Source organism: Salinarimonas sp. (assembly GCF_046292825.1).
Classification (GTDB): Bacteria; Pseudomonadota; Alphaproteobacteria; order Rhizobiales; family Beijerinckiaceae; genus Salinarimonas.
The window spans coordinates 49,304-67,548 of sequence record NZ_JBKBQG010000018.1 but is presented as its reverse complement, the minus strand read 5'-3'; the positions used below and the strand labels follow the sequence as shown (position 1 = coordinate 67,548).

18 protein-coding genes are annotated in these 18,245 nt (G+C 72.2%); 15 read left to right on the top strand and 3 right to left on the bottom strand.

Features of this window, described 5'->3' with window-relative positions; translation table 11 throughout:
• Positions 1-271: 271 nt before the first annotated feature.
• The 8 genes from ACK4UM_RS10920 to ACK4UM_RS10885 all read left to right on the top strand — a co-directional run bounded on the left by ACK4UM_RS10920 (position 272) and on the right by ACK4UM_RS10885 (position 7,039).
• Positions 272-964, top strand: coding sequence for an XdhC family protein (locus ACK4UM_RS10920; protein ID WP_409798677.1), 693 nt, complete (start codon positions 272-274; stop codon positions 962-964).
• The gene (locus ACK4UM_RS10915) at positions 961-2,007 is read left to right on the top strand and encodes a molybdopterin-binding protein (protein ID WP_409798675.1); all 1,047 of its coding nucleotides are present in this window, start codon (positions 961-963) and stop codon (positions 2,005-2,007) included. Before ACK4UM_RS10920 ends, ACK4UM_RS10915 begins: the two co-directional genes overlap by 4 nt.
• Positions 2,004-2,615, top strand: coding sequence for an NTP transferase domain-containing protein (locus tag ACK4UM_RS10910; protein WP_409798673.1), 612 nt, complete (start codon positions 2,004-2,006; stop codon positions 2,613-2,615). Before ACK4UM_RS10915 ends, ACK4UM_RS10910 begins: the two co-directional genes overlap by 4 nt.
• 34 nt (positions 2,616-2,649) lie before the next feature.
• Entirely contained in the window at positions 2,650-3,816 is a 1,167-nt protein-coding gene (locus ACK4UM_RS10905) for an aminotransferase (protein ID WP_409798671.1), read from the top strand.
• A gap of 72 nt (positions 3,817-3,888) precedes the next feature.
• The gene (locus tag ACK4UM_RS10900; protein WP_409798669.1) at positions 3,889-4,350 is read left to right on the top strand and encodes an RrF2 family transcriptional regulator; all 462 of its coding nucleotides are present in this window, start codon (positions 3,889-3,891) and stop codon (positions 4,348-4,350) included.
• 57 nt (positions 4,351-4,407) lie between these two features.
• On the top strand, positions 4,408-5,421 hold the full coding sequence (locus tag ACK4UM_RS10895) for an ABC transporter substrate-binding protein (RefSeq protein WP_409798668.1): 1,014 nt from the start codon (positions 4,408-4,410) through the stop codon (positions 5,419-5,421).
• Positions 5,418-6,266 (top strand): ABC transporter ATP-binding protein, encoded by an 849-nt coding sequence (locus ACK4UM_RS10890; protein ID WP_409798665.1) that lies wholly within the window; start codon positions 5,418-5,420, stop codon positions 6,264-6,266. Before ACK4UM_RS10895 ends, ACK4UM_RS10890 begins: the two co-directional genes overlap by 4 nt.
• Entirely contained in the window at positions 6,263-7,039 is a 777-nt protein-coding gene (locus tag ACK4UM_RS10885) for an ABC transporter permease (protein WP_409798664.1), read from the top strand. The genes ACK4UM_RS10890 and ACK4UM_RS10885 overlap by 4 nt, the downstream gene beginning before the upstream one ends.
• Before the next feature lie 17 nt (positions 7,040-7,056).
• Here the strand turns inward: ACK4UM_RS10885 and ACK4UM_RS10880 are convergent, their stop codons facing one another.
• Positions 7,057-8,040: an alpha/beta fold hydrolase gene (locus ACK4UM_RS10880; protein WP_409798662.1), complete on the bottom strand. Its 984-nt coding sequence runs from the start codon at positions 8,038-8,040 to the stop codon at positions 7,057-7,059.
• Between the two features lie 491 nt (positions 8,041-8,531).
• Between ACK4UM_RS10880 and ACK4UM_RS10875 the strand changes: the two genes are divergently transcribed.
• Positions 8,532-8,999, top strand: coding sequence for an Hsp20 family protein (locus ACK4UM_RS10875; protein ID WP_409798660.1), 468 nt, complete (start codon positions 8,532-8,534; stop codon positions 8,997-8,999).
• A 108-nt stretch (positions 9,000-9,107) separates the two neighbouring features.
• Here the strand turns inward: ACK4UM_RS10875 and ACK4UM_RS10870 are convergent, their stop codons facing one another.
• Positions 9,108-9,758: an NYN domain-containing protein gene (locus ACK4UM_RS10870; protein ID WP_409798703.1), complete on the bottom strand. Its 651-nt coding sequence runs from the start codon at positions 9,756-9,758 to the stop codon at positions 9,108-9,110.
• A 185-nt stretch (positions 9,759-9,943) separates the two neighbouring features.
• Positions 9,944-10,546, bottom strand: a complete 603-nt coding sequence (gene pyrE, locus ACK4UM_RS10865; RefSeq protein WP_409798658.1) for an orotate phosphoribosyltransferase — start codon at positions 10,544-10,546, stop codon at positions 9,944-9,946.
• A 199-nt stretch (positions 10,547-10,745) separates the two neighbouring features.
• Between pyrE and ACK4UM_RS10860 the strand changes: the two genes are divergently transcribed.
• The 6 genes from ACK4UM_RS10860 to ACK4UM_RS10835 all read left to right on the top strand — a co-directional run bounded on the left by ACK4UM_RS10860 (position 10,746) and on the right by ACK4UM_RS10835 (position 18,245).
• A complete protein-coding gene (locus ACK4UM_RS10860) occupies positions 10,746-11,678 on the top strand; it encodes a D-alanine--D-alanine ligase (protein ID WP_409798656.1) in 933 nt (310 codons plus the stop codon).
• Positions 11,645-12,619 (top strand): cell division protein FtsQ/DivIB, encoded by a 975-nt coding sequence (locus tag ACK4UM_RS10855; protein WP_409798654.1) that lies wholly within the window; start codon positions 11,645-11,647, stop codon positions 12,617-12,619. The genes ACK4UM_RS10860 and ACK4UM_RS10855 overlap by 34 nt, the downstream gene beginning before the upstream one ends.
• On the top strand, positions 12,616-13,923 hold the full coding sequence (gene ftsA, locus ACK4UM_RS10850; RefSeq protein WP_409798652.1) for a cell division protein FtsA: 1,308 nt from the start codon (positions 12,616-12,618) through the stop codon (positions 13,921-13,923). Before ACK4UM_RS10855 ends, ftsA begins: the two co-directional genes overlap by 4 nt.
• Positions 13,924-14,028: 105 nt before the next feature.
• Entirely contained in the window at positions 14,029-15,930 is a 1,902-nt protein-coding gene (gene ftsZ, locus ACK4UM_RS10845) for a cell division protein FtsZ (protein ID WP_409798651.1), read from the top strand.
• Positions 15,931-16,227: 297 nt separating this feature from the next.
• Positions 16,228-17,172: a UDP-3-O-acyl-N-acetylglucosamine deacetylase gene (lpxC, locus tag ACK4UM_RS10840; RefSeq protein ID WP_409798649.1), complete on the top strand. Its 945-nt coding sequence runs from the start codon at positions 16,228-16,230 to the stop codon at positions 17,170-17,172.
• A 173-nt stretch (positions 17,173-17,345) separates the two neighbouring features.
• On the top strand, positions 17,346-18,245 hold the full coding sequence (locus ACK4UM_RS10835; protein WP_409798648.1) for an outer membrane protein assembly factor BamD: 900 nt from the start codon (positions 17,346-17,348) through the stop codon (positions 18,243-18,245).

Below are 18,245 nucleotides of genomic sequence, written 5' to 3'. Positions count from 1 at the left end.
GTGGGGCCCGAGGTTCAAAGCCCGATCTCCACCGGCCGGGCCCCACCCGACCTCGGTCGCTGCGCTCCCGAGGCCACCCTCCCCTCCGGGGAGGGATTTCGGCGCGCATCCCTCCCCGTAGGGGACGGTGGACCTTCGAGCGGGAGCGAGAAGGGCCGGGTGGGGCCCGGGGTTCGAAGCCTGATCTCCACCGGCGAGGCCCCACCCGACCTCGGTCGCTGCGCTCCCGAGGCCACCCTCCCCTCCGGGGAGGGATGAGAGGCATTCCGTCATGAAGCTCTCCCTCATCCGTGCGCTCAACGAGGAGCGCGCCGCGCGGCGGGCGGTGGTCGTCGTCACCGATCTCGCGAGCGGGGCGCAGCGGCTCGTGCGCGAGGCCGAGATCGACGACGACCCGCTCGCGGATCGCCTCGCCGAGCGCCTGCGCGCGGGCAAGTCCGGCCTCGTCGAGACGCCGGACGGCGAGGCCTTCGTGGACGTCCACGTGCCGCCGGTGCGCATCCTCGTGATCGGCGCCGTGCACATCTCCCAGGCGCTCGCGCCGATGGCCCGCCTCGTCGGCTTCGACGTCACCATCGTCGATCCGCGCACCGCCTTCGCCACGCCCGAGCGCTTCCCCGACGTGACCGTGCTCCCCGTCTGGCCCGACGAGGCGCTCGCCGAGCGCCCGCTCGACCGCTACACGGCGCTCGTCGCGCTCACCCACGATCCGAAGATCGACGATCCGGCGCTCGATGCGGGTCTGCGCGCGGCGTGCTTCTATATCGGCGCGCTCGGCTCGAAGAAGACCCATGCGCGCCGCGTCGAGCGGCTCGCGCAGGCGGGCTTCGACGAGGCTGCGATCGCCCGCATCCGCGCCCCGATCGGCGTCGATATCGGCGCCGTCTCCCCGCCCGAGATCGCGGTCTCGGTCCTCGCCGAGATCGTCGGCGCGCTCAGGGCGGACCGGAGGCGCCGGCCATGATCTTCGGCGAGACGCCCGTCGCCGCCGCGATCGGCGCGCGCGCCGCGCACACGGTGCGGGCGGGCACGCTCGTCCTCAAGAAGGGCGCTCCGATCGGGAAGGCCGAGGCGGACGCCCTCGCCGCCGCCGGCATCGCGACCCTCGTCGCCGTGCGGCTCGAGCCCGGCGACATCGGCGAGGACGAGGCCTCCGCGCGGCTCGCGGAGGCGGCGGCCGGCGCGAACGTGCGCTGCGAGGCGCCGTTCACCGGGCGCACGAACCTGTTCGCGACGGCGGCCGGCGTGCTCGTGGTCGACCGCGCGCGGGTCGATGCGGTCAACGGGATCGACGAGGCGATCACGCTCGCGACGCTCGCGCAGCACGCGCCCGTCGTCGAGGGCGAGATGATCGGCACGGTGAAGATCATCCCCTATGCGGTGGGCGAGGGCGCGCTCGCGGCTGCCTGCGCCGCCGCCGCGCCCGGCCTGATGCGCGTGGCGCCTTATGCGCGCGCGCGGATCGGCGTCGTCTCGACGCTTCTGCCGGGCCTGAAGCCGAGCATCGTCGACAAGACCCTGCGCGTGCTCGAGCGCCGCCTGGAGCCGACCGGCGCGGCGATCGTCCAGGAGCGGCGCGTGCCGCATGCGGCGGGGCCGCTCGCGGACGCCCTGCGCGCGATCGCGCCCTCCTGCGATCTCCTCGTCGTCTTCGGCGCCTCGGCCATCGCCGATCGTCGCGACGTCATTCCGGCCGCGATCGAGGCGGCGGACGGTCGCGTCGCGCATTTCGGGATGCCGGTCGATCCCGGCAACCTGCTCCTCGTCGGCGATGTCGGCGGCGTGCCCGCGATCGGGGCGCCGGGCTGCGCGCGCAGCCCCAAGGAGAACGGCTTCGACTGGGTGCTCCACCGCCTCCTCGCCGACGTGCCCGTCACCCGCGCCGACATCACGCGGATGGGCGTCGGCGGGCTCCTGATGGAGATCGTCTCGCGCCCGCAGCCGCGCGGCGGCGAGGCGAGCGTGCCGGAAGGCGAGGGGGAGGGGGAAAGGGAGGACGACGCGTGACGATCGCCGCGATCGTGCTCGCCGCAGGCCTCGGCACGCGCTTCGGCGCGGCGCCCAAATGCCTCGCGCGCTTCGACGGCCGTCCTCTGGTGCGCCGCGCAGTCGAGGCCGCGCTGGCGGGGGGCGCCGATCCCGCGATCGTGGTGACCGGGCGCGCCGGCGACGCCGTCGCCGAAGCGCTCGACGGGCTCGTCCATACGCGGATCCACAACGACGCTCCCGAGCGCGGCCTCGCCTCCTCCCTGCGGCTCGGCTTCGCGGCGCTGCCCGAAGCGGCGACGGGCGCGCTCGTGCTCCTCGCGGACATGCCGCTTATCTCGGCAGAGACGATCGCCGCGCTGATCGCCGCGCAATCCGCGCATCCGGACGCCGCCGCCATCGTCCCGGTCCATGCCGGCAGGCGGGGCAACCCGGTGCTCCTCGCGCGGCGCCTCGCGCCCGAGATCGCCGCGCTGTCGGGAGATGCCGGCGCGGGGCCGCTCCTGCGCGCCCGCGAGGACGTGGTCGCGCTGCCCGTCGACGACCCCGGAATCCTCGTCGACGTCGACACGCCGGAGGCATTGGCGGCATTGATCGAGGATTGGCGCGGCGCGCGCGGCGAGGCATAAGCGGGACCGACCCTTTCGTCAGAATCGAGCCGTGATGTCCCGCCCCGCCTTCAACCCGCACGTCGCCGCGATCCAGGCGCCGCCGATCCCCGCCGCGCAGGCCTGGGCGCGCGCCTATGACGGCGCGCGCGGGTCGCTGATCGACCTCTCGCAGGCGGCACCCGGCGGGGCGCCGCATCCCGACCTCCTCGCGGCTCTCGCGGAGGCGGCGGGCTCGCCCCACGCGGCGCGCTACGGCGCCATCCTCGGCGACGAGCGCCTGCGGGCCGCGCTCGCCGGGGAGGTGGCCGCGCTCTACGGAGGGCGGGTCGATGCGGGGAACGTCGCGATCACGGCGGGCTGCAACGCCGCCTTCGTCGCGACCGCGCTCCTCGTCGCCGCCCCCGGCGACGCGGTGCTGCTGCCGACCCCCTGGTACTTCAACCACGAAATGTCGCTGTCGATGCTCGGCATCGAGGCGCGCGCGCTGCCGACCCGCGCCGAGACAGGCTTCGTCCCGGACGTCGCCGATGCCGAGCCCCTGATCGACGCGCGCGTGCGGGCGATCGTGCTGGTGACGCCCAACAACCCGACCGGCGCGACCTACCCGCCGGCGACCATCGCCGCCTTCGCCGATCTCGCCCGCCGCCGCGGCCTCTGGCTCGTCCTCGACGAGACCTATCGCGATTTCCTCCCCGCCGGCACGGGCGCCCCGCACGGCCTCCTCGCCGAGCCGGGTTGGGGCGAGCACGTCATCCAGCTCTATTCCTTCTCGAAGAGCTACGCCGTGCCCGGCCACCGGCTCGGCGCCATGCTGGCGGGGGAGGAAGCGATCGCGGAGATCGCCAAGATCCTCGACAACGTCCAGATCTGCCCCGCCCGCGCCGGCCAGGCCGCGGTCGCCTGGGCGATCGACGCCCTGCGCGACTGGCGGGAGGCCGCGCGCGCCGAGCTCGAGGCCCGCGCCGCCGCCTTCGCCGCCGCGCTCGCGCCCCACCCCGATTGGCGCATCGACCAGATCGGCCCCTATTTCGCCTATGTCCGCCATCCCTTCCCCGGCACGCCCGCCGCCGAGGTCGCGCGGCGCCTCGCGGGCGAGCGCGGCGTGCTGGCGCTGCCGGGCAGCTTCTTCGGCCCCGGCCAGGAGACTCACCTGCGCATCGCCTTCGCCAATGTGGGCGTGGCCGCGCTCGGCGACTTGACGGCGCGGCTCTCGGGATGACGCGCGGGGGGTGACCGCGTCGGCACGGTCGCGTATGGCAGGCGCGTCGGAAACACCGGAGGACCGCGCAGGATGATCTCCCAGAAGGCCCGCTACGCCTTCAAGGCGCTGATCGCGCTCGCCGAGGCGGGGCCGGGAACGACCCTTCAGGCGGGCGAGATCGCCGCCGCGCACGCCATTCCCCGCGCGTTCCTGGAGCAGATCCTGCTCGACCTGCGCCGTGCCGGCATCGTCGGGAGCCGCCGGGGGCGGGGCGGCGGTTTCGTTCTGCTGCGCGATCCGGGGGAGATCTATTTCGGTCCCGTGCTGCGCCTCGTCGACGGCCCGGTCGCGCCGCTGCCTTGCCTCTCGCGCACCGCCTATCGGCGCTGCGAGGATTGCGCCGACGAGGAGGCCTGCCGCATTCGCCGCGTCTTCGGCGTCGCCTACGAGGCGCAGCTCGCGGTGCTCGAGACGACGAGCCTCGCCGACGCGATCGCGGGCGGCGCCGTTCACCATGGCGACGCGCGGCCGGACATGGTGAACGAGAGGTGAATTGACAAACCCGATAAAGCCGACCAGCTTGATCGTGTTCAACGGAGGAACACGGTCATGGTCGCCTCTCCTCGGTTCCTCTCTCTCACCCGCCGCTCGGCGCTCCTCCTCGGCCTCGGCCTCGGCGCGCTCGCCGCGAGCGCGGCCGCGCCCCGCATCGCCCGAGCCCGTCCCGCCGGCGTGCTGCGCGTCGGCCATTTCCCGAACCTCACTCACGCCCACGCCCTCGTCGCCCGCGCCTTCGAGCGGCGCGGCGAGCCCTGGTTCGCGCCGCGGCTCGGCGACGTCTCGATCGAGTGGTACGCCTACAATGCGGGGCCGAGCGCGATGGAGGCGGTGTTCACCGGCGGCCTCGACATCACCTATGTCGGCCCCAATCCCGCGCTGAACGCCTATGCCCGCTCGGGCGGCGAGGAGATCCGGATCGTCGCGGGCGCGGTGCGCGGCGCCGCCGCCCTCGTCGTGCGCCCGGATCTCGGGCTCGAGAGCCCCGCCGATTTCCGCGGCCGGCGCATCGGCACGCCCCAATTCGGCAATACGCAGGACGTCGCGGCCCGCGCCTGGCTCGCGGCCGGCGGCCTGCGCATCACGCAGACGGGCGGCGACGCCTTCGTCGTGCCGACCGCCAATCCCGACCAGCTGACCCTCTTCGCGCGCGGCGATCTCGACGCGGTCTGGACGGTCGAGCCATGGGTGTCGCGCCTCGAGCTCGAGGCCGGAGGGCGGGTGCTCGTCGAGGAGACGGACGCGATCACGACCGTGCTCGCCACCCGCCGCGCCTTCGCCGACGAGGAGCCCGAGCTCCTCGGCCGCTTCGTCGCCGCCCATCGCGAGCTGACCCTCTGGATCGGCGAGCATCCCGAAGCGGCGCAGGACATGGTCCGCGACGAGCTCGCCGCCACCTTCCGCGCCGCGCTCGCTCCCGAGATCGTGGCGCGCGCCTGGCCGCGCATGGAGATCGCGAGCGAGATCGCGCTCGCCGAATTGGAGAGCTTCGTCGCCAAGGCGCAGGCGGTGGGCTTCCTGCGCGACGTGCCGGCGCTCGACCGTCTCGTGAGGGCCGGCGCATGAGGCCGCTCGCCATCCGCTCGATCCCGCGCGCGACGGATCTGGAGTTTGCGCGCGAGACGATCGCCCCGGCCGCGGCGAAGCTCGCCGTCGAGGCGGTCTCGAAGAGCTTTTCGGGACGGCACGGGAGCGTGCAGGCGCTCGACCGCGTCTCGCTCGCGGTGCGCCCGGGCGAGATCGTCTGCCTCGTCGGCCCGAGCGGCTGCGGGAAATCGACCCTTCTCGACATCATGGCCGGGCTCGCGCGCCCCGATGCCGGGCGGGTCCTCGCCGAGGGGCGCCCCGTCACGGGGCCGGGCCCGGATCGCCTCGTGATGTTCCAGGAGGCGGGGCTCTTTCCCTGGCTCGACGCGCTCGGCAACGTGATGTTCGGCTTGCGGCTTCGCAAGGATCTCGACGAGGCGGCGCGGCGGGAGATCGCGCACGCGCATCTCGCGCTCGTCGGGTTGAAGGGCTTCGAGCGCGCCTTCGCCCATCAGCTCTCGGGCGGCATGCGCCAGCGCGTGGCGCTCGCCCGCGCGCTCGCCCCCGACCCGGCGCTCCTCCTCATGGACGAGCCCTTCTCCGCCCTCGACGCGCTCACCCGCGAGCGGCTCTACGAGGACGTCCAGCGGATCTTCGCGACGACGGGCAAGACCGCGATCCTCGTCACCCACAACGTCCGCGAGGCCGTCTGCCTCGGCGACCGGGTCGTCGTGATGGCGCCGCGGCCCGGCCGGATCGCGAGCGAGCACGCGGTCGGCCTGCCGCGCCCGCGCGACGTCAACAGCGTGGCGCTCGCCGAGATCGCCGCGACCATCGCCGCCGATCTCAAATCGATCGCCCTCGCCGAGGAGACGCCCCGATGACCCGCCGCATCCTCGTCGTCGTGGCCTTCTTCGCGGGCCTCCTCCTCCTGTGGCAAAGCGCGGTCGCGAGCGGGCTGTGGTCGCGGGTGATCCTGCCGCCGCCGAGCGACGTCGGGCGCTTCCTCCTCGCGGCGGCGGCGGACGGCACCCTCCTCGAGGCGAGCCTCGTCACCGGCTGGCGGCTCCTCGCCGGCTATGCGATCGGGCTCGCGATCGGCCTGCCGCTCGGCCTCCTCCTCAGCGCCTCGCAGGCGATGCGCGACACGGTCGGCGCCGTCGCCCTGGGGCTCCAGACGCTGCCCTCCGTCTGCTGGGTGCCGCTCGCGCTCCTCTGGTTCGGCCAGACGGAGACGGCGATGCTGTTCATCGTGGTGATGGGCACGCTCTGGTCCGTCGCCATCGCGACCGAGCACGGCGCCCGCGCCATCCCGCCGATCTATGCCCGCGTCGCGCGCACGATGGGCTCGCGCGGGCTCCATACCTGGGTGCGGGTGATCGTGCCGGCCTCGCTGCCCTTCCTGGTGACGGGCATGAAGCAGGGCTGGGCCTTCGCCTGGCGCTCGCTGATGGCGGCGGAGATCTACGTGACGATCCTCTCCGGCTTCGGCCTCGGCCACGTGCTCCATTACGGCCGCGAGTTGAACGCGATGGATCAGGTGATCGGCGTGATGCTCGTGATCGTGATCGTCGGGCTCGCGGCGGACAGGCTCCTGTTCTCGCCCTTCGAGCGCGTGCTCCACCAGCGCTGGGGGACGAGCGCGCAGGCCGCGTGAGCGCGCGGTGGGCCCGCTCAGCGCAGGCTCACCGCCCTCTGCCGGTCCTTCGAGAGACCCGCGCCCGCCGTGCCGGGGACGAAGGCGTCGAAGGCGCCCCAGACGCGGGCGCGGATCGCGTCGCTCTCGTTGAGGAGCTCGTGGCGGGCGCCGGGGATCACGAGAGCGGGGCCGGTCTTCAACCAGGCGGCGAAACGCTCGGCGGCCGGGGTGGACACCACCCGATCGGCCCCTCCCGCGACGATGAGGACCGGCATGCGGATGTCGAGCGCGGCGCGCGGGGCCTGGAGCGTGCGCATCAGCGACCAGGCCTCGTCGAGCCAGGCGACCGTCGGCGCGCCGACCGCCCATTCCTTCACCTCCGCCGCGATGCCGGCGTTGCGCACGTAGCGCCGCTCGTCGGAGGTGAGGGGATTGCCGGGGAAGGGCCGCGTCATCACGGAGGTCTCGCCGCCGCCGGGCACGTAGGTCCCGCCGAGGAGAGCGAGCCGGCTCGCGCGGATATAGGCGCGCGCGACGCGGGGGCGGTCGATCGCCGCGAGCGCGATCATCGGCGAGAGCGCCACGAGCCGCTCGGCCGGCAGCCGCCCGTGCCGGGCGAGATCGAGCGCGATGCCCGCGCCCATCGAATGGGCGAGCACGAAATGCGGGCCGGGGCATTTGGGCAGCACCTGCGCGGCGATCGCCTCGACGTCGCGGGCGTAATGGCGGAAGCGTCGCACGTGGCCCTTGCGCGGGTCCTCCAACGCCCGGTCCGAGGCGCCCTGTCCGCGCCAGTCGAAGGCGACGACGGCGAAGCCGCGATCGAGGAGCTCCGCGATCGGCTCGGCCCATTTCTCGATGAATTCCGCGCGGCCCTGATAGATCGTCACGGTCCCCAGCGGGCGCTCCACGCGCGCCTCGAAGCGCGCGACGCGCAAGCCCACGCCGTCGGCCGCGCGGATCCGCGAGACCTCGGTGGCGATTGGGACGGGATTGTCGACGACGGAGACGAGCTTCATGGCGCAGACCCTAGACCGCTTTTGCCCGCGGCGAAACGAGGGAGACGCTTCCGGACCGGGTTCGGAGGGCCGCTCTCCTTCCCCTCGGAATCTGAAAATCTATCGTTGCGGTGTCATCCCGGACGCCGAAGGCGATCCGGGACCCAGATCCACGACGCGTCAGTCGCAGCCTGTAGGCTGCGTGTCGTAGACGATCGAACCCGCTGCACGGTGGTGCAGCGAGCGCGGCATGCGCGCTCGAACCGTCGTCGGTGTGTACTGGTCCCGGGTCCGCTTCGCGGCCCGGGATGACAGCCTTCGACAGATTCACGGACTCTCACGACGGCGGCTGCGGAGGCGGCGTCTCTGCCTCGCGCGCGATCCTTCCCCTCTTGAAGCGTGGGCGAGGGGCTCCCATCTCGAGGATGCGCCGGCCGAGACGGCGGCGCGACTTCAGGGGTCCGGCCGGACGGCGGACCCGCCAACCGCATGTCGCTCATGGAGGATATGCCATGCGTCACTTCGATCTTTCCCCGCTCTATCGCTCCACCGTCGGCTTCGATCGCCTGTTCTCGGCGCTCGACCAGCTCGTCGGCGTGGAGACCAACGCGCAGAACAGCTATCCGCCCTACAATATCGAGCGCACCGGCGAGAACGCGTACCGCGTCACCGTCGCCGTCGCCGGCTTCACCGAGGCGGACCTCACCCTCGAGGTGAAGGAGCACACGCTCGCGATCCGCGGCGCCAAGCAGGCCGACGCGGCCGGCGAGAAGCGTGAAGTGCTCTATCAGGGCATCGCCGCGCGCGCCTTCGAGCGCCGCTTCCAGCTCGCCGACGGCGTCCAGGTGACCGGCGCGACCCTCGAGAACGGGCTCCTGCACGTCGACCTCGTGCGCGAGATCCCGGAGGCGAAGAAGCCGCGTCTGATCCCGATCGCGACGGGCGCCGGCCCGCGCACCATCGACGCGGCCGTCGCCTGACGGCGCTCGGCGCGCCCGACCTCCGAACGAAACAGGGCGCCCTCCGCCGAGCGGGGGGCGCCCTTCTCGTATGGGTCTCTCGGGCGGCCCGTCGGCCGCCGCGATGGATCAGGGACCGACGTCGTCCTCTTCGCCGGGCGGGTTCTGAGTGCGGATGCCGTAGCGGCGCTCGAGGCCGGGTCCGCCGTTCTGGAAGCGGGCCGCACGCTCGGCATAATCGCGCTGCGGCCGCTCGGCCGGATCGCGACCGATCTTCGGCAGGAGCGAGACGATGTCGATGAACTCGTCGGCCTGCCGGCGCAGCTCGTCGGCGACCATCGGCGGCTGGGTGGAGATCGTCGACACGACGGAGACGCGCACGCCCCGGCGCTGCAGCGCCTCCACGAGGGAGCGGAAGTCGCCGTCGCCGGAGAAGAGGACGATGTGGTTGACGTGCTGGGCGAGCTCGAGCGCGTCGATCGCGAGCTCGATGTCCATGTTGCCCTTGACCTTGCGGCGGCCGGTCGAGTCGACGAATTCCTTCGTCGGCTTCGTCACGACGCAATAGCCGTTGTAATCGAGCCAATCGATCAGCGGACGGATCGAGGAGTACTCCTGATCCTCTACGAGAGCGGTGTAGTAGAAGGCCCGCAGCAGATAACCTCTGGATTGAAATTCTTTCAATAACCGCTTGTAGTCGATATCGAAGCCCAAAGTCTTGGTCGTGGCGTACAAATTGGCGCCATCGATGAATACGGCAATTCGTTCTCGTTGGTCCATTGCAATGTCTCCGAAATGAGCCTTTTCGATCATGAACGAAACGCGACCGCACGCAAGCGCGATCGCGACCATTTTGGTAGCCACAAGCCAGATTGGAACAATTCTGAACTTCTGTACACCATTGTGTACGGATACTGCCGCGGCTCCCGCGACCGGTCAAGGCATCTTTTACGCTCAAGAAAGGATTATTGCAATCCGCGACTGCCCGGCTTCGTGGCCGGAAGGGCGGCGAGCTCCGGCGGCAGCGCATCGGCCGGATAGGCGGGTACGACGAGGCTCGCGAGGGCCACGAGCGGCACGCCGAGATCGACGCTCCCGCCCGAGCGGTCGATCAGGCAGGCGGCGCCGACGATCTCGCCCTTCTCGCCCGCGAGCGCGGCGAGACATTCGCGCGAGGAGAGCCCGGTCGTGACGATGTCCTCGACCATCACAGCGCGCGCGCCGGCGGGGATCGAGAAGCCGCGGCGCAGCACGAAGGCGCCGGCCTCGCGCTCGACGAAGATCGCGCGCGCGCCGAGATGGCGCGCCGTCTCGTAGCCGGGGACGATGCCGCCGATCGCGGGCGAGACGACGACGTCGATCCGCCCGAAGCGCGCCTCGATCGCGCCGGCCAGCGCGCGGCACAGGCGCTCGGTCCGCACCGGATCCTGGAAGATCGCCATCTTCTGGAGGAAGACGGGGCTGTGCAGGCCCGACGAGAGGACGAAATGGCCCTCGAGCAGCGCGCCGGCCTCGCGGAACTCGGCGAGGACGTCCTCGGTCGTGAGCGCGGGCGCTGGTTCGGTCATGGGGCTGTCTCCGGGCGTGCGGGCGTGCCCGAGCCTGTCGCACGGCGCGGGGGGCGCTTGCAACGGCAATCGCGCGCGCGAGGCGATTCGCGCCCGCCGCAGCGCGCCTGCCTCCGCTCCATCTCGCCGGCTCGCGCGTTTACCGCGCGTTCAGCACGATCCCTCACCCTCCGTCCACCATAGAGAAAGGAAAGCCCCCATGCCCGAGCGCAGCACCCACGTCGCCGTCCTGATGGGGGGCTGGTCGGCCGAGCGGCCGGTGAGCCTCGCCAGCGGCAAGGCCTGCGCGGACGCGCTCGAGGGGGAGGGCTACCGCGTCACCCGCGTCGACGTCGGCCGCGACGTCGCCGCCGAGCTCGCGCGCGTCGCCCCGGACGTCGCCTTCAACGCGCTGCACGGGCCGAACGGCGAGGACGGGCGCATCCAGGGCCTGCTCGAATATCTGCGCATCCCCTACACCCATTCCGGCGTGCTCGCCTCCGCGCTCGCCATGGACAAGGACAAGGCCAAGACCGTGATGGCGGCGGCGGGGGTTCCGGTGGCGACGGGGCGAATCGCCTCCCGATTCGAGGCCGCCGAGCGCCACCTGATGGAGCCGCCCTACGTGGTCAAGCCCGTGCGGGAGGGTTCCTCCTTCGGCGTCGTCATCGTGCGCGAGGACAGGACCCATCCGCCCCAGGAGATCGCCCGCGAGGACTGGCCCTACGGCGACACGGTTCTCGTGGAGAAATTCGTCCCCGGACGCGAGCTGACCTGCGGCGTCATGGGGGACAAGCCCTTGGACATCATAGAGATTCGGCCCGCCACGGGGGTCTTCTACGACTACGATGCGAAGTACGCCAAGGGGGGCTCCATCCACATCCTTCCGGCGGATCTTAAACCGAAAATTTACCAACGCGTCCAAGAGTTGGCGTTAACGGCGCATCAAGCACTCGGCTGCCGGGGGGTGACCCGCACCGACTTCCGCTACGACGACGGCCCGGACGGTTCGGGCCAGCTCGTGGCACTGGAGGTCAACACCCAGCCCGGCATGACCGAGACGAGCCTGGTGCCCGAAATGGCGGCCCATGTGGGCCTCGGCTTCGGTGAGCTCGTTCGATGGATGGTGGAGGACGCATCTTTGGATCGGTGACCGCCCGCGGTGGCGGCGGCGCCCCCGCGCGCCCGCTCGCTGCCGGCGGCGCGAGCGCCTCCGCGCCGATCCCGGCCTTCGCCCTCCCGGCGGGTGGCGAGCGCCGCCGCAACCGCCTCGACCGAATCGCCCGCGCGCTGCCGCGCTTTTCCGGCAGCCTGCTCCTGTCCGCCTTCGCCGGCCTCGTCGCGCTCGCGGGTCTCGGCTTCGGCGGCCAGATCGACGCCTATCTGAAGGAGAACGGCGCGCCCCGCGACATCGCCGCGCGCGCCGTCGGCTTCGGCATCGAGGCGGTGACGATCTCCGGCATCGCCCGCCTGCACGAGACCGAGGTGCTCGCCGCCGCCGGCATCTCCGCGAAGAGCTCGCTGCCCTTCCTCGACGTGGCGATCGCGCGCGAGGGGCTCGAATCGCTGCCTCTCGTCGCCTCCGCCTCGGTGCGCAAGCTCTTTCCCAATCGCGTCTCGATCGCGCTCGTGGAGCGCGAGCCCTACGCGCTCTGGCAGGTGGACGGCCAGGTCTACGTCATCGCCGCCGACGGCGCGGTGATCGACCTCTTCCGCGACGATCCGCGCTACGCGACGCTGCCGCTCGTGGTGGGCGAGGCGGCGAACGAGCGGCTCGAAGACTATTTCGCCCTCGTCGACGCGGCCGGCGCCCTGCGCGAGCGCATCCGCGCGGGCACGCTCGTCGCCGAGCGGCGCTGGACGCTCCAGCTCGACAACGGGCTCGACGTGCGCCTGCCCGAGCAGGACCCCATGGCCGCCCTGCAGCGGCTCGTGCGGCTCGAGCAGCGCTACGGGCTGACGGGCAAGGACATCATCGCGGTCGACCTGCGCATCCCCGATCGCGTCGTCGTGCGCCTGACGGAAGACGCGGCGGCGGCACGGACCGAGAGCCTGCGAGGGCGGCCCATGCGCGGCCGGGGAGTGCGGACATGAGCCGGTCGTCGTTCACCCCGCGCCTGCGCCCGCTTTCGGCGCGCAAATCCGCCATCCTGTCGGTGCTCGACGTCGGCACCTCGAAGGTGGTCTGCCTCGTCGCCCAGCTCCAGCCCTGGGACGGTCCCGAGACCCTGCGCGGGCGCACCCATCTCGCCCGCATCCTCGGCATCGGCCACCACCGCGCGCTCGGCATGAAGGGCGGCGCCGTCGTCGATCTCGAGGCCGTGGAGAGCTCGATCCGCCAGGCGGTGCACGCCGCCGAGCGGATGGCGAAGGTCGAGATCCAGTCCGTCATCGTCAATCTCACCGGCGGCCGGCTCGGCTCCGAGCGGCGCGCGGCGAGCATCACGGCGCGCGGCACGGTCGGGCCGACCGACATCCAGCGCGCCCTGCGCCTCGCCGGCGCGGACGCGGTCACGCAAGGCCGCGTCGGCCTGCACGCGCTGCCCGTCGCCTACGCGCTCGACGCGCAGACCGGCATCGCCGATCCGACGGGCATGATGGGCGATACGCTCAGCGTCGACCTGCACGTCGTCGACGCCCAGGCGGCGGCCGCGCGCAACCTGATGCTCGCCGTCGAACGCTGCCATGTCGGCGTCGAGGCGGTGGTGGCCACGCCCTACGCCTCCGGCCTCTCGGCGCTCGCCGACGACGAGGCGGAGATGGGGGTCGTCGTCGTCGATTGCGGCGGCGGCACCACCTCGGTCGGCGTGTTCGAGAACGGGCACCTCGTCCATTGCGACGCCGTCGCGGTGGGCGGGCACCACGTGACGATGGACGTGGCGCGCGGGCTCGCGACGCGGCTCGCGGCGGCCGAGCGGCTCAAGACGCTGCACGGCGCCTGCATCGCCTCGGCGGCGGACGAGCGCGATCTCGTCAGCGTCCCCCAGGTGGACGAGGACGAGCGCGACGTCGCCAACCATCTGCCGAAATCGCACCTCGTGCGCATCGTCAAGCCGCGGGTCGAGGAGATCCTCGAACTCGTGCGCGACCGCCTGGTCGCGGCCGGTCATCCGGCCCGGCCCGGTCGCAGGGTGGTGCTCACCGGCGGCGCGAGCCAGCTCTCGGGCCTGCCCGAGACGGCGCGCCGCATTCTCGAGGGCCAGGTCCGCATCGGACGGCCGCTCGGGATCAAGGGCTTGCCGGAGGCGGCGAAGGGACCCGCCTTTTCGGCTGCCGTCGGCCTGCTCGTCTACCCCCAGGTCGCCCACCTCGAGCGCTTCGAGGGCGGGTCGGCGGGGAGCGGCGAGGGACAGGGATACCTGTCCCGGGTGGGCCGCTGGCTGCGTGAGAGTTTTTGAGAGGAAGCCGCGTACCGCCGGCGTAACGGGCGGGCGCGGATCGGGGATCGACAGGGGGCGCGAGAGCGCCGCGACACGGGACAAGGCCACGAGAGGGCTCGAAACATGCCTCAGATCAATCTGCATGCTCCGGACATCCGGGAACTCAAGCCGCACATCACGGTGTTCGGCGTCGGCGGCGCCGGCGGCAACGCCGTCAACAACATGATCGACTCGGGCCTGCAGGGCGTCGAGTTCGTCGTCGCCAACACCGACGCGCAGGCGCTCGCCTCCTCGCGCGCGAGCCGCATCGTGCAGATGGGCGTCGCGGTGACGGAAGGCCTCGGCGCGGGCTCGCAGCCCGATGTCGGCCGCGCCGCCGCCGAGGAGGTGCTCGACGAGATCCGCGACCAGCTGTCGGGCGCGCACATGGTCTTCATCACCGCCGGCATGGGCGGCGGCACCGGCACCGGCGCAGCCCCCGTCATCGCGCGGGCCGCGCGCGAGATGGGCATCCTCACCGTCGGCGTCGTCACGAAGCCGTTCCACTTCGAGGGTTCGCGCCGCATGCGGCTGGCCGATTCGGGCATCGACGAGCTGCAGGCGAACGTCGACACCCTGATCGTCATCCCCAACCAGAACCTCTTCCGCGTCGCCAACGAGCGCACCACCTTCGCCGACGCCTTCGCGATGGCCGACCAGGTGCTCTATTCGGGCGTGGCCTGCATCACCGACCTGATGGTGAAGGAAGGCCTCATCAACCTCGACTTCGCCGACGTGCGCGCGATCATGCGCGGCATGGGCAAGGCGATGATGGGCACCGGCGAGGCCTCCGGCGACAAGCGCGCCCAGCAGGCGGCCGAGGCTGCGATCGCCAACCCGCTCCTCGACGACGTCTCGATGAAGGGCGCCCGCGGGCTCCTCATCTCGATCACCGGCGGCCCCGACCTCACCCTCTACGAGGTGGACGAGGCGGCGACCCGCATCCGCGAGGAGGTCGATTCGGAGGCCAACATCATCCTCGGCGCGACCTTCGACGCGTCGCTCGAGGGCGTCATCCGCGTCTCGGTGGTCGCCACCGGCATCGACAGCGAGATCGCGGCCGCCGCCGCGACGGTGAGCGCCACCGAGCAGCGCATCGCCGAGGTCGCCGAGCGCCTGCGCGCCGAGGCCCGCGCCCGCGCCGCCCAGGCTCATGCCCAGGCGCTGACCCAGGGCGTCGCCCCGCAGGCGCCCTCGCCGGTGCCGCAGGTCCCCGCCCGGCCCGTCGAGCCGGCCCGTCCGGCCGAGCCGGCGCCGATCGCCGCGGCTCCGGTCGCAGCCCCCGTCGCCGCGCCCGTCGCCGCCCCCGTCGCGAGCGCGCCGGTCGAGCCGCAGCCGGCTCCGGCCCCCGTGGCGCACGCCCCGGCTCCCGCGGCGCATGCGCCCGCCGCGAGCGCGGCCGAGCAGGCGGTCGCCGCCGCCATGGCCGATCTGACGGCCGCCCGCGAGCCGGCTCCCCAGCCCGCGCCGCAGATGCAGGCTCCGATGCATCCGCACGCGGCCGGTCACGGCGATCCGGACGAGGTCTTCGTGCCGCCGCAGCCCGAGCGCGTCCTGCGCGCGCCGCGGATGCCGCGCGTCGACGAGCTGCCGCTGCCGGCGCAGAATCAGCTGCGCGCCCAGCGTCCCGAGCCCGAGCATCAGGAGCAGAAGCGCGGTCTCCTGCACCGCCTCGCGACCGTCGGCTTCGGCCGCCGCGACGAGCCGGCGCGTCCCGCCGCCGCTCCGGCTCCCGCCGCCGCCGCGCCGCGGGCACCCGTGCAGCAGCCGCATCCGGCTCACGCGCAGCATCCGCAGGCGCCTGCGGCGCCGTCGCCGGTCCATGCCGAATACGCCAAGCGTCCGGCCGCTCCGCAGGCCTATCGCCCGGCGCAAGGGGCGCTCGATTCGCACGGCCGTCCCCCGGCGCCGGCTCCGGCTCCCGCGCGCAGCCTCGACGACGACCAGCTGGAGATCCCCGCCTTCCTGCGTCGCCAGGCGAACTGAAAAGCCCTCCCGTCCCGTCGATCCACAGCTCGAGCGCCCCGGCCAAGTGTCGGGGCGCTCTCGCTTTTTCCGACCGGTGGCGACGATCCGGCAAAATCGTGGCGACTTGTAACAGAGCGTTAGAAAGCGTGATTTGGCCGTCGCTGCAGACGGGACTATGGTGCGGCCACATTCGAAGAGGAGCCCGCGCAACCGCGCGAGTCTCCCGCGGGGCTGAGAACACGGACAGGAGCCTCCCTCGGAGTGCGGCGGACAACGTCGCCCTCGGCGGTCGGTCCTGGTCCGGAGTGGGCAAAGATGAAGCAGATCAACCAAGTCACGCTGCGCGGACCTGTCGAGATCGTCGGTATCGGCGTCCATTCCGGTCAGAGCGTGCGGATGATCGTCCGGCCGGCGGCGCCCCATCACGGGATCGCCTTTCTCCGGACCGGGCTGCCGAACGGCATCGACCGCCTCATCGACGCCCGCCACCTCAATGTCTGCGCCACCGAATTGTGCACCGTGATCGGGGACCGCTCCTCGGGGGCCGTCGCGACGATCGAGCATCTGATGGCGGCCTTCGCGGGCCTCGGCATCGACAACGCGCTCGTCGAGGTGGACGGCGCCGAGCTGCCGATCGTCGACGGCTCCGCCGCGCCCTTCGTGGCCGCCTTCGATTCGGTCGGCCTCGTCGCGCAGGAAGCGCCGCGCCGCTTCGTCAAGATCCGCCGCCCGATTCGCGTCGAACGCGGCGCGTCCTTCGTCGAGCTCCTCCCGGCCGAGAAGGGGTTCCGCCTCGACGTCGAGATCGATTTCCCCCAGGCCGTGATCGGCCGACAGCGCCGCGTGCTCGAGCTCTCGCCCGGCGCCTTCCGCCGCGAGGTCGCTCCGGCGCGGACCTTCGGCTTCATGCGCGACGTCGAGCAGCTCTGGAAGGCCGGCTTCGCGCTCGGCGCCTCGCTCGAGAACACGGTCGCGATCGGCGAGGACGCGGTGATCAATCCGGAAGGGCTGCGCTACGCCGACGAGTTCGCCCGCCACAAGCTTCTCGACGCGATCGGCGATCTCGCGCTCGCCGGCCACCCGCTGATCGGCGCCTACCGGGCCTGCCGCGGCGGCCACCGCCTGAATTTCGAGGCGCTCGCCGCCCTGTTCTCGGATCGCGGCAATTACGAGATCGTCGAGGCTGGCGGCGCCCGCCGTGCCGAGCCGGCGGAGGCGTCCGCGCGCCTGCCGATCGCGGCCTTCGGGCAGGCGCGCTGAGCCGCCCGCTGCACCAGCCCGCGCCGCCCGGTGGTGTCGCTCTCGCGCACCGGCCCGGCGCTTCCTGCAATTCGGCCGGCAAACCCGCTTTCGCGAACGCCACGGCTGGGGTAAAGAGCGACGGACGGCGCCGGATTCTCGGCACCGCATGGTCCTCGGAGGTTCATCGGAGCATGTCTTTCGCGAATGGGTATCGGGGCGCGAAAGCCGGCGCCGTTCGGATCGCGGCGGTCTCGGCGCTCGCGCTCGTGCTCGCCGGCTGCGAGACCATGTCGTCGCTCAATCCCTTCTCCAGGGGTGAGACCTACCGGACCGAGGCCGTCGAGATCCGTCCGGCCGAGGAACTCTACAATCTCGGCCTCACGCGGCTCGAGCGCAACGAGTTCAGCCGCGCGGCGGAGGCGTTCGAGGAGCTCGAGCGCAATTACCCCTTCAGCGACTGGGCGCGCCGCGGTCTCCTGATGCAGACCTTCGCGCAGTTCAGCGGCCAGATGTACGACGAGGCCGAGGCCAGCGCCCGCCGCTACCTGCAGCTCTATCCGGCGACGCCGGACGCGGCCTATGCGCAATACCTCCTCGCGATGTCGAACTACAACCGCATCCCCGACATCACCCGCGATCAGGAGCGCACGCAGCAGGCCCTGCGCGCCTTCCAGGAACTGATCGACCGCTATCCGAACTCGGAATTCGTCGAGGATGCCCGCGCCAAGATCGTCTTCGCGCGCGACCAGCTCGCCGGTCACGAGATGCAGGTCGGGCGCTTCTATCTCGAGCGCCGCAATTTCACCGGCGCCATCAACCGCTTCCGCATCGTGGTCTCGCAATACCAGACCACGCGCCACGTCGAGGAGGCGCTCGCGCGGCTCGTCGAGGCCTACATGGCGCTCGGCATCACGAACGAGGCGCAGACCGCGGCCGCGGTGCTCGGGCACAATTTCCCCGAGAGCGAGTGGTACCGCGACAGCTTCGCGCTCCTGCAATCGGGCGGGCTCGAGCCGCGCGCGAACGCCGATTCGTGGATCAGCCGCGCCTTCCGCGGTTTCACGCGGACGGTGATCGGCATCGGCGGCTGA